This is a genomic window from Albimonas sp. (genome assembly GCF_055129145.1).
On record NZ_JBSRTQ010000006.1, the window covers coordinates 49,307 to 64,100 of the forward strand.

The 14,794-nt window shown below is 70.5% G+C and carries 12 protein-coding genes; 3 read left to right on the top strand and 9 right to left on the bottom strand.

Annotated elements, in window-relative coordinates; genetic code table 11:
* Positions 1 to 61: 61 nt before the first annotated feature.
* Positions 62 to 1,303, top strand: a complete 1,242-nt coding sequence (locus tag ACTB72_RS02065) for an FAD-dependent monooxygenase (RefSeq protein WP_463035339.1) — start codon at positions 62 to 64, stop codon at positions 1,301 to 1,303.
* A 76-nt stretch (positions 1,304 to 1,379) separates the two neighbouring features.
* On the opposite strand, the gene rfbA is transcribed toward ACTB72_RS02065, so the two are convergent.
* The 5 genes from rfbA to ggt form a co-directional block, all read right to left on the bottom strand.
* Positions 1,380 to 2,255, bottom strand: coding sequence for a glucose-1-phosphate thymidylyltransferase RfbA (gene rfbA / locus ACTB72_RS02070; RefSeq protein WP_463035317.1), 876 nt, complete (start codon positions 2,253 to 2,255; stop codon positions 1,380 to 1,382).
* 11 nt (positions 2,256 to 2,266) lie between these two features.
* Positions 2,267 to 3,142 carry a dTDP-4-dehydrorhamnose reductase gene (gene rfbD / locus ACTB72_RS02075; RefSeq protein ID WP_463035318.1) on the bottom strand — a complete coding sequence of 292 codons (876 nt, stop codon included), beginning with the start codon at positions 3,140 to 3,142 and terminating at the stop codon, positions 2,267 to 2,269.
* Positions 3,139 to 4,191, bottom strand: coding sequence for a dTDP-glucose 4,6-dehydratase (gene rfbB / locus ACTB72_RS02080; protein WP_463035319.1), 1,053 nt, complete (start codon positions 4,189 to 4,191; stop codon positions 3,139 to 3,141). Before rfbB ends, rfbD begins: the two co-directional genes overlap by 4 nt.
* 27 nt (positions 4,192 to 4,218) lie before the next feature.
* Positions 4,219 to 4,788, bottom strand: coding sequence for a dTDP-4-dehydrorhamnose 3,5-epimerase (gene rfbC, locus ACTB72_RS02085; RefSeq protein WP_463035320.1), 570 nt, complete (start codon positions 4,786 to 4,788; stop codon positions 4,219 to 4,221).
* Between the two features lie 159 nt (positions 4,789 to 4,947).
* On the bottom strand, positions 4,948 to 6,744 hold the full coding sequence (gene ggt, locus ACTB72_RS02090) for a gamma-glutamyltransferase (RefSeq protein ID WP_463035321.1): 1,797 nt from the start codon (positions 6,742 to 6,744) through the stop codon (positions 4,948 to 4,950).
* 169 nt (positions 6,745 to 6,913) lie between these two features.
* Between ggt and ACTB72_RS02095 the strand changes: the two genes are divergently transcribed.
* Both ACTB72_RS02095 and ACTB72_RS02100 read left to right on the top strand, forming a co-directional pair.
* A complete protein-coding gene (locus ACTB72_RS02095) occupies positions 6,914 to 7,465 on the top strand; it encodes a lipocalin family protein (RefSeq protein ID WP_463035322.1) in 552 nt (183 codons plus the stop codon).
* Positions 7,466 to 7,488: 23 nt separating this feature from the next.
* A complete protein-coding gene (locus ACTB72_RS02100) occupies positions 7,489 to 8,022 on the top strand; it encodes a CIA30 family protein (RefSeq protein WP_463035323.1) in 534 nt (177 codons plus the stop codon).
* A gap of 108 nt (positions 8,023 to 8,130) precedes the next feature.
* Here ACTB72_RS02100 and ACTB72_RS02105 read toward each other — a convergent pair whose 3' ends face one another.
* The 4 genes from ACTB72_RS02105 to ACTB72_RS02120 form a co-directional block, all read right to left on the bottom strand.
* A complete protein-coding gene (locus ACTB72_RS02105; RefSeq protein WP_463035324.1) occupies positions 8,131 to 10,794 on the bottom strand; it encodes a TRAP transporter large permease in 2,664 nt (887 codons plus the stop codon).
* A gap of 24 nt (positions 10,795 to 10,818) precedes the next feature.
* Positions 10,819 to 11,829 (bottom strand): TRAP transporter small permease subunit, encoded by a 1,011-nt coding sequence (locus tag ACTB72_RS02110; protein ID WP_463035325.1) that lies wholly within the window; start codon positions 11,827 to 11,829, stop codon positions 10,819 to 10,821.
* 124 nt (positions 11,830 to 11,953) lie between these two features.
* On the bottom strand, positions 11,954 to 13,039 hold the full coding sequence (locus tag ACTB72_RS02115; RefSeq protein WP_463035326.1) for a TRAP transporter substrate-binding protein: 1,086 nt from the start codon (positions 13,037 to 13,039) through the stop codon (positions 11,954 to 11,956).
* A gap of 475 nt (positions 13,040 to 13,514) precedes the next feature.
* Positions 13,515 to 14,600, bottom strand: a complete 1,086-nt coding sequence (locus ACTB72_RS02120) for a TRAP transporter substrate-binding protein (protein ID WP_463035327.1) — start codon at positions 14,598 to 14,600, stop codon at positions 13,515 to 13,517.
* Positions 14,601 to 14,794: the final 194 nt, after the last annotated feature.

Below are 14,794 nucleotides of genomic sequence, written 5' to 3' on the forward strand. Positions count from 1 at the left end.
GCGCCCGCCGGGCCGCGACGCCGCGTTGCCAGCGGGGGCCGCACGCCCCATCTTCATGGCCATGGACCGCATCGACACAGACATCCTGATCGTGGGCGGAGGGGCCGCCGGCCTCGCCGCCACATGCCTCTTCGCCGCGGAGGGGTTCGACGTCGCCTGCGTCGACGCCGCCCCGCCGGTCACCGACGCCGCCGCGCCCGGGGCCGATCTGCGCACCACCGCGCTGATGACCCCCTCGGTCGAGGCTCTGACCCGGGCCGGCGCCTGGGCGCATCTCGCGCCCCACGCCGCCCCGCTCGCCACCATGCGCCTCGTCGACGCCGGCGGGCCGGAGGCGACGCCGACCCCGCGCGAGACCGCCGATTTCGTGGCGGCCGAGATGCAGCCCGAGCCCTTCGGCTGGAACCTGCCCAACACGCGCCTGCGCGAAGGGCTGCTCGCCCGCATCGCCGAGCTGCCCCGCGCCCGCCTGCGCGCGCCTGCGAGCCTCGCGGCCCTCACCCTGCGCGAGGCCGGGGCCATCGCGCGGCTTGCAGAGCCCGAGGGCCCCGGCGCCCAGGTCCGCGCCCGGCTGGTGGTCGCCGCGGACGGGCGCGATTCCGCCGCCCGCGACATGGCCGGGCTGACCGCAAGGCGCTGGAGCTACGCGCAAAAGGCGCTGGTCTTCGCCGTCTCCCATCCCGAACCGCATGGCGACGTCTCGACCGAGATCCACCGCACCGGGGGGCCGTTCACCCTCGTCCCCCTGCCCGACGCGGGCGACGGGACGCACCGGTCCTCGGTGGTGTGGATGGAGACGGGGCCGAAGGCGGTGGCGCTGGCGGCGCAGGCCCGCGACGATGCGGAGGGGTTCGGCCGGGCGCTCAACCTGCGCGCCTGCGGGGCGCTGGGCGGGTTGACGCCGGCCTCGCCGATGGCGGTGTGGCCGATCGTGGCGCAGCTCGCCCCCCGGCTCGACGGGCCGCGGACCGCGCTGATCGCCGAGGCCGCGCATGTGATCCCGCCGATCGGGGCGCAGGGGCTGAACATGTCGGTGGCCGACGCCGGCGCGCTCGCGCGCATCGCCGGCGAGGCGCTGCGGGCCGGCGGCGACCCGGGCGCGCCCGACACGCTGGCGCGGTATCACCGGGCGCGATGGCCGGAGATGGCGGCGCGGGTGGCGGGGATCGACGCGCTCAACCGGGCCGCGATGGCCGAAAGTCAGGTGCTGCGGGACCTGCGCCGCATGGGCCTGCGCCTCGCGCATGACGCGGCGCCGGTGCGGCGCGCCGCGATGCGGATGGGGATGGGCGCGAAGACCTGAGGGGGGCGGCGGGCGTGCGCCCGCCCTACGCCACGCAGGTAGGGCGGGTGCAAACCCGCCGTCCCCCGCCCCCCGCTCAGAACACCCGTTCGTGCACGATCCGGTCGAGATACTCGCCATAACCGGACTTCTTCAGCGGCGCGGCGAGCGCCAGCAGCTGTTCGGTCGAGATCCAGCCCTGGCGCCAGGCGATCTCCTCGGGGCAGCTGACCTTCAGACCCTGCCGCTCCTCGATCGTCTCCACATAGGCGCCGGCCTGCATCAGCGATTTATGGGTCCCGGTGTCGAGCCAGGCGTAGCCGCGGCCCATCATCTCCACATAGAGATCGCCGCGGGCGAGATAGGCCTTGTTGACGTCGGTGATCTCCAGCTCGCCGCGGGGCGAGGGCGCGATGCCGGCGGCGATGTCGAGCACGTCGTTGTCGTAGAAATAGAGGCCGGTGACGGCGTAGTTCGACTTGGGCGCGACGGGCTTCTCCTCGATGTCGAGGGCCAGACCGTCCTCGTTGAAATGCACCACGCCGTAGCGCTCGGGATCCGAGACGCGGTAGCCGAAGATGGTGGCGCCGGTCTTGCGGGCGGAGGCGGCGCGCAGCAGATCGGCGAAGCCGTGGCCGTAGAAGATGTTGTCGCCGAGCACGAGCGCCACGTTGTCGTCGCCCACGAAGTCGCGCCCGATGATGAAGGCCTGCGCCAGTCCGTCGGGGGAGGGCTGGGCGGCGTAGCTGATCGACATGCCCCAGCCGGAGCCGTCGCCGAGCAGGCGGCGGAACGGCTCCGCGTCATGCGGCGTGGTGATGATCAGCACCTCGCGGATGCCGGCGAGCATCAGCACCGACAGCGGATAGTAGATCATCGGCTTGTCATAGACCGGCAGCAGCTGCTTGGAGACGCCGACCGTCACCGGATGCAGCCGCGTGCCCGAGCCGCCGGCGAGAATGATGCCCTTCATGGGGTGTCCTTTCAGGCGGATTTCAGAAGGTCGAGCACCCGGCCCAGCGCCTCGGGCCAGGGGCGGGTGGGTACGCCGAACTCGGCCTCGAACTTCGAGCAGTCCATGGCGGAGTTGGCGGGCCGCGCCGCGGGGGTCGGGTAGTCGGAGGACGGGATATGGGCGACGTCGGGGGCGGAGGGGATCATGGAGCGGGCGAGGGCGCCTTCGAAGATCGCTTCGGCGAAACCGGCCCAATGGGTGGTTCCGGCCCCGGAATAGTGGAAGACGCCCCAGGCGGGGTCGCCCTCGGGCGCGGTCGCCAGACGCGGCGCGATGGCGAGCAGCGCTTCCGCGAGGTCGATGGCGGAGGTCGGTTTTCCGCGCTGGTCGGCGACGACGGTCAGGCGTTCGCGGTCGGCGAGACGCAGCATGGTCTTCACGAAATTCGCGCCGAAATCGCAGTAGACCCAGGCCGTGCGGATCACGCAGGCGCGGGGGTTCGCTTCCATCACCAGCCGCTCGCCCGCCAGCTTGGTACGGCCGTAGGCGCCCAAAGGCGAGACGGGGTCGGTTTCCACCCATTCCCCCGCCTTGTCGCCGGGAAACACGTAATCGGTGGAGATCTGGATGATCCCGGCCCCGACTTTCGCGGCGCCGCGGGCCAGCGCCTCGGCCCCCGTCGCGTTGATGGCGTAGGCGAGGGCCTCCTCGCTTTCGGCCTTGTCCACCGCGGTATGGGCGGCGGCGTTGATGACCAGCGACGGGCGCGCGGCGATCACCGCCGCCTCGGCCTCTTCGGGCCGGGTCAGGTCGACCCGGTCGAGGCCAAGCGCGGTCAGCGTCGGGTCGGCGCGCAGCAGGCACTCCGAAAGCTGGCCCTGACGCCCGATGACCAGAATGCTCATGTCGCGCCCCCCAGCCGCTTGCCGTCATAGGTTTTCGCGCGGATCGCCCGCCACCAGGGCTCGTTATCCATGAACCAGGCGAGCGTCCGGTCCATGCCGGTCTCGAACGTCTCCTGCGGGGTCCAGCCGAGCTCGTCGCGGATGCGGGTCGGATCGATGGCGTAGCGCAGGTCGTGGCCGGGGCGGTCGGTGACGAACGCGATCAGGTCCTCATGCGGGCCGGCCTTCGGAAACCGGTCGTCCATCCAGGCGCAGATGAAGCGGACCACGTCGATATTGGTCTTCTCGGCATTGCCGCCGATGTTGTAGCTGCGCCCGTTGCGGCCCTTTTCCAGCACGGTGAGCAGCGCGCGGGCGTGATCCTCCACATGCAGCCAGTCGCGGATGTTCTCGCCCCGCCCGTAGACCGGCAGCGGTTTGCGGTCGCGGGCGTTGAGCGCCACCACCGGGATCAGCTTTTCGGGGAACTGCCAGAGGCCGTAATTGTTCGAGCAGTTGGTGGTGACCACCGGCAGCCCGTAGGTCTCGTGCCACGCCCGCACCAGATGGTCCGACCCGGCCTTGGAGGCGGAATAGGGCGAATTCGGCGCGTAGGGCGTCGTCTCCGAAAACGGCGCGTCGTCGGGGCCAAGCGTGCCGTAGACCTCGTCGGTCGAGATATGGTGGAAGCGGAAGGCGGATTTGCGCGCGCCAGGCAGGCGGGTCCAGTAATCGCGCGCCGCCTCGAGCAGGGTGAAGGTGCCGGTGACATTGGTGGCGATGAAGGCCGCGGGTCCGTCGATGGAGCGGTCCACGTGGGACTCGGCCGCCAGATGCATCACCGCGTCGGGCTGGTGGGTGGCGAAGACCGCGGCCATCGCCCCGGCATCCGCGATATCGGCCTGGACCAGCGTGTAGGCGGGGTGGTCGGCGCAATCCTCCAGCGCCTCGGGCGTCGCGGCGTAGGTCAGCTTGTCGACATTGACCACGGAAAGCCCGCGGTCGCGCATCGCGTGACGAATGGTGGCGGAGCCGATGAAGCCCGCGCCTCCGGTGACCAGCAGTTTCATGGGCGGCTCCGGCTCATCTTCGGGCGATCAGGCGTAGGTGAAGGGCGAGGCCCAGTCGGCGAGTTTCGGCTGGGCGGCGTCCTTGGCGGACAGGACGGGGGCGGAGACCCCGGCCTCGGCCAGCGGCCAGTCGATGGCGAGCGTCGGGTCGTCCCAGGCGACGCCGCCGTCGGCGGCCGCATCGTACCAGCCGTCGACCTTGTACTGGACCTCGGCGTTCGGGGTCAGGGTGAGAAACCCGTGCAGGAAGCCGCGGGGGACCAGCAGCTGGGCGCCCTCCTCGGCGTCCAGGTGCACGCCGCGCCACTGGCCGTAGGTGGGCGAGCCGACCCGCACATCCGCCGCCACGTCCCAGATCGCGCCCGCGGTGCAGCGCACCAGCTTCGCCTGGGCCGAGGGGGGCGCCTGGTAGTGCAGTCCGCGCAGCGTGCCGGGCTGGGCGGACATCGAGTGGTTGTCCTGGCAGAAGTCGGTCGTCAGCCCGGCGGCCTCCATGGCGCGCGCGCTCCAGGTCTCGCGGAACCAGCCGCGATGGTCGCCATGGCGCGCAGGCGTGATCAGGGTCAGCCCCGGAAGGTCGAGCGCTTCGAATGTCATGCAGTCCCCCGTCGGACGCGGGGCGGCCCATGTTAGGCGCGCCCCCCAGCGCGCAGAAGGGCCAAGCCGGGCCCCGAGGTCAAGGGCGGGGGCCGGCCTGACGGGCGACAGCGGCGAAATAGCCGGGCGGGGCGCAGGTTGCCGGCGCGCCCGGGGGGATCAGTCGCCCAGCGCCACGCCCTCGCGCCGCGGGTCGGCGCCGCCCTGCAGGCCATCGCCCAGCGCGATGGCGTGCAGGCCCGAGGTCTGGGGGCCGGTCCGGATCGGGTAGCCCATCGCCTCGAGCGCGGGGGCGAGCGTCTCGGCGGTCGTGCCCGCCTCCAGCTCGAATTTTCCGAAGCGATTGAGCAGATGCGGCGCGGCCACCGCCTGCTGCACGTCCATCCCCCAGTCGATCCGCGCGATGATCGCCTGAAGCACATAGCCGATGATGCTGCTGCCGCCCGGGGAGCCGATGACCAGCGCCGGCGCCCCGTCGCGCATCACGATGGTCGGGGCCATGGAGGAGCGGGGACGCTTGCCCGGCTCGACCCGGTTGGCGATGGGGCGGCCGTCGTCGTCACGGGTGGCGAAGGAGAAGTCGGTGAGCTCGTTGTTCAGGAGGAACCCGTCCGGGGTCATCAGGCGCGAGCCGAAGCCGTTTTCGATGGTGGTGGTCATCGAAAGCGCGTTGCCGAAGCCGTCGACGATGGAGATGTGGGAGGTCGAGGGCAGCTCGATCGCGATGTCGTCGCCCTGCGCATGGTCCCAGCCGGGATTGCCGGGGGCGACGTCGTCCAGCGCGCGGTCGCGGTCGAGCAGCTTCGCGCGCTCCGCCAGATAGACGTCGTCGATCAGGCCGGCGGGCATCGGCACGTAGTCCACATCGGCCATGAACCGTCCCCGGTCGGCGAAGGCGAGGCGGGAGGCGTCGCCGATCAGGCGCCACGCCTCCGCGCTGTCGGGGCCCAGCGCCGCCAGGTCATGACCGCGCAGCATCCCCAGCGCCTGGCCGACGGTCAGCGCGCCCGACGACGGCGGGCCCATGCCGCAGACCTGATTCCCGCGGTAGTCGACGCAGACCGGCGGCCGCTCGACCACGCGGTAGAGGGTCAGGTCGATGGGGGCGAGCCCGCCCGGATTGGCCGCGCCCTGCACGGTGGCGACGATGTTGGCGGCGATTTCGCCGGAATAGAACGCATCCGCCCCGCCCAGCGCGATGCGGCCGAGCGTGCGGGCGTAGGCGGGGTTCTTCAGCGTGGCGCCGGGTTGGATCGGGGCGCCCTCGGGCAGGAAATAGGCGGCGGTGGCGGGGATTTTCGAGAGCCGCTCGGCGTCTTCGGCGACCGCCCCGGCGAGGCGGGGGGAAACCTCGAACCCCTGCTCGGCGAGGCGGACCGCGTCCTCGAAAAGGCCGGACCAGTCGCGCCGGCCCCAGCGGGCCTGCGCCTCCTCCATCAGGCGGGGGGTTCCGGGGGTCCCGACCGACAGCCCGCCGACCACCGCGTCGAAGAATTTCAGCGGCTGGCCGTCGGGGCCGAGGAGCAGTTTCGGCCGGGCGGCGAGCGGCGCGGTCTCGCGCCCGTCGAGCGTGGTGAGCGCGCCGGAGGCCGCGTCGAACCACACCAGAAACGCCCCGCCGCCGAGGCCGGAGGATTGCGGCTCCACCAGTCCCAGCACCGCCTGCACCGCGACCATGGCGTCGGCCGCCGTGCCGCCGGAGCGCAGCACCCGCAGCCCGGCCTGCGCGGCGAGGGGGTGGGCGGCGACCACCATCTGACGCTCCGCCCGCACCGGACGCCCTTGGGCCTTCGCGGCGAGCGCGGCGGCGAGCTGCGGGTCGGGCGCGGCGGCCTGCGGGTCGGGCAACGAGGTCGCCCCCTCCGGCGCGACGGCGTCGGCGGCGGACTGGGCCTCCGCCCCGGCCCAGGGGACGAGGCAGAGGGCCAGGGTCAGGACGATCAGCAGCCGATGCATGGCGGTCTCCCTTCGCGATACCGCCCGAGCCTGCCGCAACCGGGCCGCGGATGACAGGGGGCGAGCGCCGCGCCCCCATGGCCAAACCGGCCGCGCGGACCACATAGTGCCGCAAGCGCCGCGCCCGTGAACGGGGCCGCGCCGCATCGAAAAGTTCAGGGAGACGGTGATGACCCTCGCACGCTCGGCCCTTCTGGCGCTGACCCTTCCGGCGCTGCTCGCGGGCTGCACCGGCATGCCCGACGGCGTGACGCCCGTGCAGCCGTTCGACGCCGCGCGCTATGTGGGCGAGTGGCACGAGGTCATGCGCCTCGATCACAGCTTCGAGCGCGGGCTGACCAACGTCACCGCCACCTACGCGCTGAGGCCCGACGGGACGGTGAGCGTGGTCAATCGCGGCTTCGACCCTGAGGAATGCGAATGGAGCGACGTGGAGGGCACGGCGAAGTTCCAGGGCGCGCCGGATGTGGCGAGCCTGTCGGTGACCTTCTTCTGGCCCTTCGCGGGCGGCTACCACGTCTTCGCGCTGGACCAGGCGGATTACGGCTGGGCGATGGTCTCCGGCCCCAACCATGACTACCTGTGGATCCTCGCGCGCCGCCCGGATCTGGACCCGGAGATCCGCGGGCGGCTGGTGGCCCAGGCGAAGGCCGCCGGCTTCCCGGTCGAGGAGCTGATCCTCGTCGACCACGAAGCGCCCGGCTGCGTCCCCGCCGCCTGATCCCGCCCCAGAGGAGCCCCGCGATGACCCCCGCCATGACCCGAGCCGTCGCCGTGATCGACGATTTCAGCCTGCCCGCGCCCCAGGCCAGCAACGGGGCGGCGTGGGAGCGGGTGTCCGACCAGGTGATGGGCGGCGTCTCAAGCGGAGATCTGCGGGGCGAGGTGATCGAGGGCCGCCGCGCGATCCGGTTGCAGGGGGACGTCAGCCTCGAGAACGACGGCGGGTTCCTGCAGATGGCGCTCGACCTCGCGCCCGGCGGCGGGCCGGTGGATGCGCGCGGCTGGACGGGGCTGGAGATCGACGTCTTCGGCAACGGCGCGCGCTACAACATCCACCTGCGCACCGCGGATGTGCAACGGCCCTGGCAGTCCTGGCGCGTCGATTTTCCGACCGAGGCCGCCTGGCGCACCCATCGCCTGCCCTTCGCGGGGTTCGAGGCGCATCGCATCGACGCGCCCTTCGACCTCGGGACCCTGCGCCGGGTGGGGGTCGTCGCCATCGGCCGGGCCTTCCATGCCGACGTCGCGGTCGGGGGGCTGCGCTTCTACGCCTGACCCGTATTTCCCGGGCCGACCCTGTCCCCCGCGCCGGCGCGGAACGGAAACGGGCCGCCCCCGGCAAGGGGCGGCCCGTGACGTTCGACCCCGAAGGGCGCGGCCGGCTCAGAACTCCAGCGACAGGTCCCGGTGGTTGGACTCGCAGGCCGCCACCGACAGCGCCACGTCGCGCGGCATCCGGTCCAGCGCCCGCACGCCGACGGAATTGCCGATCCCGTCCACATAGGCCTGCAGCCCGGGCGCGAGCTCGGTCCCGGCGCGGGACCGCCAGGCGAGCTCCGCGTCCAGCGCCGCGATCGCCTCGTCCATCCCCGCGCGGGCCGCCGCCTCGTCGGGATTGTCCGAGCGCAGGGCGCTGCGGGCCGCATTGACGCCCGAGCGCACGTCCGAAGCGCCGTCGATGGTCCCGACGGCCGAGCGCAGCTCGCTCACCGGCTCCACCAGCTCCGCCGCCGGCGCCTGACCGATGCGGTCGCGGAACGCCTCCAGCGCCGGGCGGAGGTCGCGCAGCGCGTCAGAGGCGCGGATCAGCTTCAGCGTCTCCAGCGCGGCCGCCGCGCTCTCCTCCCCCGCCCGCCGATACTGCCGGCGCAGGTTCTGCTCGACCTTGTTGACGTCGGAGAAGGTCTTGTAGGCGGCGTCCCAGGCCTCGGGGATCTCGGCCCGCAGCGCATCGGCCTCCAGCCTCAGGGTCTCGATCCGCTCGGCCTTGCGGGCCTTTTCGGCCTCGACCCGCGGGCCGTCGCCGAGCGTGCGGTTGATCGAGGTCTGCAGCTCCTCGATCTCCGCCTCGTCGCGGCGGATGTCGCGCTCCAGCATGCGCACCCGGTCATGCAGCGGCTGATAGCCCACCGCGGCCCGGTCCACCTCGGCCGCCGCGACGCCCGCCTGCGGCAGCAGAGCCAGCGCGCTTTCGGCGCTGTCGAAGCTCGCCTTCAGGTCCTTGGCCACCCCGGCCGGCACGTAGGACATGTCGAGCCGCCGCGCGTCCCCGATGACCGAGGCGATGGCCGCGCCGTCCGACTGGATCCGCGCCAGCGAATAATCCTCGAGGCAGAGCTGAAGGCGCGGGTTGCGGGGCGGCGGCGCGGTCTCGGCCGTCAGTCCGACCCGGTTGGGCAGGTAATTCACCAGCGGCGGATAGAGGCCCACGATCAGCAGCGCGAACAGCTGCAGCGAGATGAAGGCCACCACGCCCTTGTAGATGTCGGTGGTCCTGACCGAGGGCGGGGCGACGCCGCGCAGATAGAACAGCGCGAAGCCGAAGGGCGGCGTCAGGAACGAGGTCTGGATGTTGAGCCCGATCATCACGCCGAGCCAGACCGCGGTGATGTTCGCGGTCGGATCGGCGAGCAGGATGGGGGCCACGATCGGCACCACGACCACCGCGATCTCGATGAAGTCGAGGAAGAAGCCGAGGAAGAAAATCACCGCCATGACGATGATGAACTGCGTCCAGAATCCGCCGGGCAGCCCCTGCAGGAAGTGACGCACGAGCTCCTCGCCGCCGAAGGCGCGGAACGCGGCCGTCAGCACCGCCGCGCCGAGCAGGATGATGAACACCAGCGAGGTGGTCTTGGCCGTCTCCAGCATCACGCCCTGCAGCGTGTCCTCGATCTTCATCACCCGCACGGCCGACCAGACCAGCGAGATCAGCAGCGTCGCCGAGGCGATCAGCGCGAGGTAGAGCCCGGTCTGGTCGTCGTTCGGCCCCAACGCCTTGATGTTGAGCGACCAGTTGTTGCCGATCAGGTAGAGCGCGATCAGCGACGCGACCGCGATCAGCGCCGGGGTGTAGGCCCCCGGTTCATCCTCGCGCAGACGGTAGCCCGCCATGATCAGCGCGCCCGCGGCCCCGATGGCGCCCGCCTGGTTCACCGTGGCCACGCCCGCGATGATCGAGCCGAGCACCAGGAAGATCAGCGCCAGCGGCGGCACGAGGATCAGCAGGGTGCGGCCCCAGAACCGCGCGTCGCGCTCGCCCTCGAAGGCCACCGCCGGCGCCAGCTTCGGGCGCAGGATGGCGATGATCAGGATGAAGGCCATGTAGAGGCCGACGAGCAGCATCCCCGGCACGAAGGCGCCGAGGAACATCTCGCCCGCCGACGTGCCCGAGACGTCGAGCTCCGACGGCATCGAGATCTCGCCGGTCGCGGCCTTGTAGAGCGCCTTGCGGGCGTTCGAGGCCTGGTCGGTGGCGGACGCCAGCTGGTCGGCCAGGATGATCAGCACGATCGAGGGCGGAATGATCTGCCCCAGCGTGCCCGAGGCGGCGATGGTCCCCGTCGCCAGCGGCTTCGAATAGCCGTTGCGCATCATGGCGGGGAGCGAGATCAGGCCCATGGCCACCACCGTCGCGCCGACGATGCCGGTGGTCGCCGCCAGCAGCGCGCCGACGAACACCACCGAAATGCCCAAGCCCCCCGGGATCGGCCCGAAGAGCTGGGCCATCGCGACCAGCAGATCCTCGGCGATCTTGGAGCGCTGCAGCATGATGCCCATGAAGATGAACAGCGGAATCGCGATCAGCGTGTCGCGTTCGACCTCCCAATAGACCCCGCGGAGGTTGGTGACCCCCGCCGAGAGCCATTGCGACGGTCCGCCCACCGCGAAATAGGCGTCGGTCGAGCCTTCCAGCACATAGCCGGTGGCCGCCGCCGCCCCGATGGCGATGATCGCGGAGCCGGGCAGCGCGAAGGCCACCGGGAACCCGGACCCCAACGCGAACGCCATCAGCGCGATCAGCACGAAGATGAAGAGGACTTCCATGGTCTATCCTATCCTTCGCCCGGCTCAGGTGGCCGAGGCGCCTTCATGCTCGCGCCCGCCCGGATCGCCGCGGCGATCGGCGACGGCGTCGAGCAGCATCGCGCAGAACTGGATCAGCATGGTCATGGCGAAAATCGCCAGGAACCCGGCCATCAGATATTTGACGTACATGCCGAACCCGGTCTGGGTGACCTCGAAATTCAGCAGCGGCGCCATGATGATCGAGGTGCGGGACGTCATGCCCAGCGCCATGATCGTCCAGCACAGCACGCAGCCCAGCGCCAGCGCGCCGACCGCGTTGACCAGCCCCTTGGTGCGCGGCTTGAACCCCGCGTAGAACACGTCGACCCGCACATGCCCTTCCTCGAGCAGCGTATAGGCCGAGGCGAACAGGAACAGCGCCGCGTACCAGAACCGCACGAGATCTCCCATGAAGGCCTGCTCGTAGGCGAAGACGAAGCGCGACAGCACGATCAGCAGCTCCGCCGCCACGATCAGCAGCGCGAGCCAGGTGAAGCCCAGCGTGCGGGTGAAGAAAGCGGTCACGAAGCCCAGCGCCAGCAGCGGCAGATGCACCACCGGCCCGCGATAGAGCGGCCGGGCGAGGTCGTTGGCGAGGCTTTCGCCCACCAGCCCGGTCAGCATGTCCTCGACCCGCAGGAACGAGATCACGGCGTCGGCGATCCCGACATAGAGCACCGCGAAGAACGCGCCGCGCACCACCCACAGATTGAAATCGGTGATCCGGTCCGCATCCTCGCGCAGGCCGATCACCGGCGTGCGGAAGACGAACGCCGCCGCGGCGATCACGGCCGCCGGATACATCAGCATCAGCAGCCAGGCCCGGATGTCGGAGCTGCCCGACAACGCCTCGGTCGGGCCGGGCAGGCCGACGATCAGCGTCAGCCAGGTCTGTAACACGAAGGTTCCGAGGCAGAACAGGTTCGCCCAGGCGATGAACCGGAACAGCCGGTCCACCCCGTCATTGCCTCCGGCGCGTCCGAAGCGCCGGATGGGATCCGTGGCCGCGATCATCCGAACCTCCCCCCCTGAAAACGAATGACGGACGGGGGAGCCCCCCCGTCCGCGCGTGCAGTCAAGCGTGTCGCCGTCCGGCGCGCAACCCGCGCCGGACGAAGCGTGGGGATCAGACCCTGGGTCAGACCCCCAGAACGCGATTGCGCTGATTCACGAAGGACGCTTCGAAGCCCTTCATGTAGCCGCCGAGGCTGCGCAGGTTCGACTGGAACGACGCGTCGATGCGCGCCGCAACGTCCGAATGCGCCGCCGTCTCCTCGAACACCTCTTCCGCCGCCTCGCCGAAGCCATCGTAGGCATCTTCCGAGAAGCTGCGCAGCTGCACCCCGTGCTCGTCGACCAGACGCTTCAGGTACTCGCCGTTGAGCGCCGTCGACTCGTTGTAGGAATACGCGAATTCCTGCTCCGTCGCCGCTTTGATGATCGCCTGCTCGGTCTCGGTCAGCGACGCCCACCAGCCCGCGTTCATGCCCAGCGCCATGCCGCCGCCGGGCTCGTGCATGCCGTCGGTGTAGTAGTACTTCGCGGCGTCGTAGAACTTCATGAAGTAGTCGTTGTAGGGTCCGACCCACTCCGTCGCGTCGATCGCGCCCGAGACCAGCGACTCGTAGATCTGCCCGCCCGGCAGCGAGACCACCGAGACGCCCAGCTTCGACATCACCGAGCCGCCGAGGCCCGGAATGCGCATCTTGAGCCCCTTGAGATCGTCGACGGACTCGATCTCCTTGTTGAACCAGCCGCCGGCCTGCGTGCCCGTCGAACCCGCCGGCAGCGCCTTGACCCCGAACTGGCCCGAAAGCTCGTCCCAGAGCGCCTGACCGCCGCGGAACTGCAGCCAGGCGGCCCATTCCGGGTTGGTCATGCCGAACGGCACCGACGAGAAATACGAGAAGGCCGGATGCTTGCCGGCCCAGTAGTATTCCGCCGCCGAATAAGCCTGGGCGTTGCCCGAGGCGACCTCGTCGAAGGCGTCGAACGCCCCGACCCGCTCGCCGGCCGCGAAATACTGGGTCACGATCGCGCCGCCCGACAGCTGCGTGATCCGCTCCGCCAGCCGCTGGGCCGACATGCCGACGCCCGGGAAGTCCCGGGGCCAGGTGGAGACGATGATCATTTCCTTGCGGGCCTGCGCGATCGCCGGCGCGGCGAGCGACACGGCGGCCGCGCCGCCCAGCGCGGCGCCCCTGAGAAAATGGCGACGTTCCATGACGAACTCCCTCGGAAACGGATGGGGACGGGCGCGTCGCCCGAACCCCTGACGGCCGCGGAATTAACCGAGCCGCCCCCGCGTCACAATCGGGGGAAAGAGAGATTCCGAAGGAAAGCGTAGTATTCCGCGCAATTTTCCGGAAGTCGCGCCCGGGTCCGGGAAAATTCCGCAACGTCAATCTCCTGGATTGCCGCAAGGGCGCCCCACCCGTCGCCGCGCCCGACGAATCGGCGCATGGCAACCGGCGGCCACGCCCGACGCAGGATGGAAAACCGAGGCCGGTCTCGCGCATAGGCGGCTGACTTCGCCCCGCCGCGCCCATGGGTCCGCCCCATGTCCGCGCAATGCGCGGACCGGCCGGACCCGGGGACGCGGGCGCGGGGCGCCCTCCCTGAAAGTCGGAAATGCGGACCGGCCCGATGCCGTCCGCGCTGGCCGGCGCCCCGCGAGGCGCCGGCCGCTCAGACGCGGCTCAGAGGCCGAGCACCCGGTTGCGCTGGTTCACGAAGGTGACCTCGAAGTTCTTCATGAACGAGCCCAGTTCCCGCAGGCTGGCCTGGAACTCGTCGTTGATCTTCTTGGCCAGCGGCGAATGGTCCGCCGTCTCCTCGAAGACCTCGGCCGAGGCCTCGCCGAACCCGTCCCACACCTCGTCGGAGAACGCCCGGATCTGGACGCCGTGCTCGTTCACCAGCCGCTTGAGGTAGGCGCCGTTGTTGGCGTTGCACTCGTCGGCGCCGTTGCACAGCTCCTCCGTCGCGGCGGCCTGGATCATGGTCTTCTCGTAGTCGGTCAGCTCCGACCACCAGGCCGCGTTCATGCCCAGCGAGATGCCGCCGCCCGGCTCATGCATGCCGCCGGTGTAGTAGAACTTCGCGGCTTCGTAGAGCTTGAGGAAGTAGTCGTTCCACGGCCCCACCCACTCGGTCGCGTCGATGGCGCCGGAGACGAGGTTCTCATAGATCTGGCCGCCCGGCAGCGACACCGTCGACACGCCCAGCTTCGACATCACCGAACCGCCGAAGCCCGGGATGCGCATCTTGAGGCCCTTGAGATCGTCCGGCGTCTCGATCTCCTTGTTGAACCAGCCCCCGGCCTGGGTGCCGGTGGCGCCGCAGGGCAGGCACTTGAGGCCGAACTCGCCGCCGAGCTCATCCCAAAGCTGCTGGCCGCCCTTGTACTTGATCCAGGCGTTCCATTCGAGATTGGTCATCCCGAACGGCACCGAGGTGAAATAGGCCCAGCCCGGATGCTTGCCGGTCCAGTAATAGTCGGCGCCGATATAGGCCTGGGCGTTGCCCGAGGCGACTTCGTCGAAGCTGTCGAACGCGCCCACGCGCTCGCCGGCCGCGAAATACTGCGTGGTGATCCGCCCCTCGGTGATCTCGGTGATCCGGGCGGCGAGGCGCTGCGCGGACGTGCCCAGCCCGGGGAAATCCCGCGGCCAGGTGGAGACGATGATCATCTCCTTGCGGGTCTGCGCAATCGCAGGCGCGGCCAGACCGGCGGCGGCGACGCCGCCGATGGCGGCGCCCTTCAGAAACAGGCGTCTTTCCATGAGTCCCTCCCTGTGGAACGCGCCGTGCCGGGCTCCCCCCCGACGCAACGACTGAAAGGAATAGAACAGACGGAACCGGCTCCGACAATCGCATTTCGGACAAATTCGACGGACCGGCGGCGCCTACTTGCGAGTATGTCCTGCAGTTGTGGGATGATCGCCTTCTGTTAAGGCGCCCTTACTATAGGTTTCGC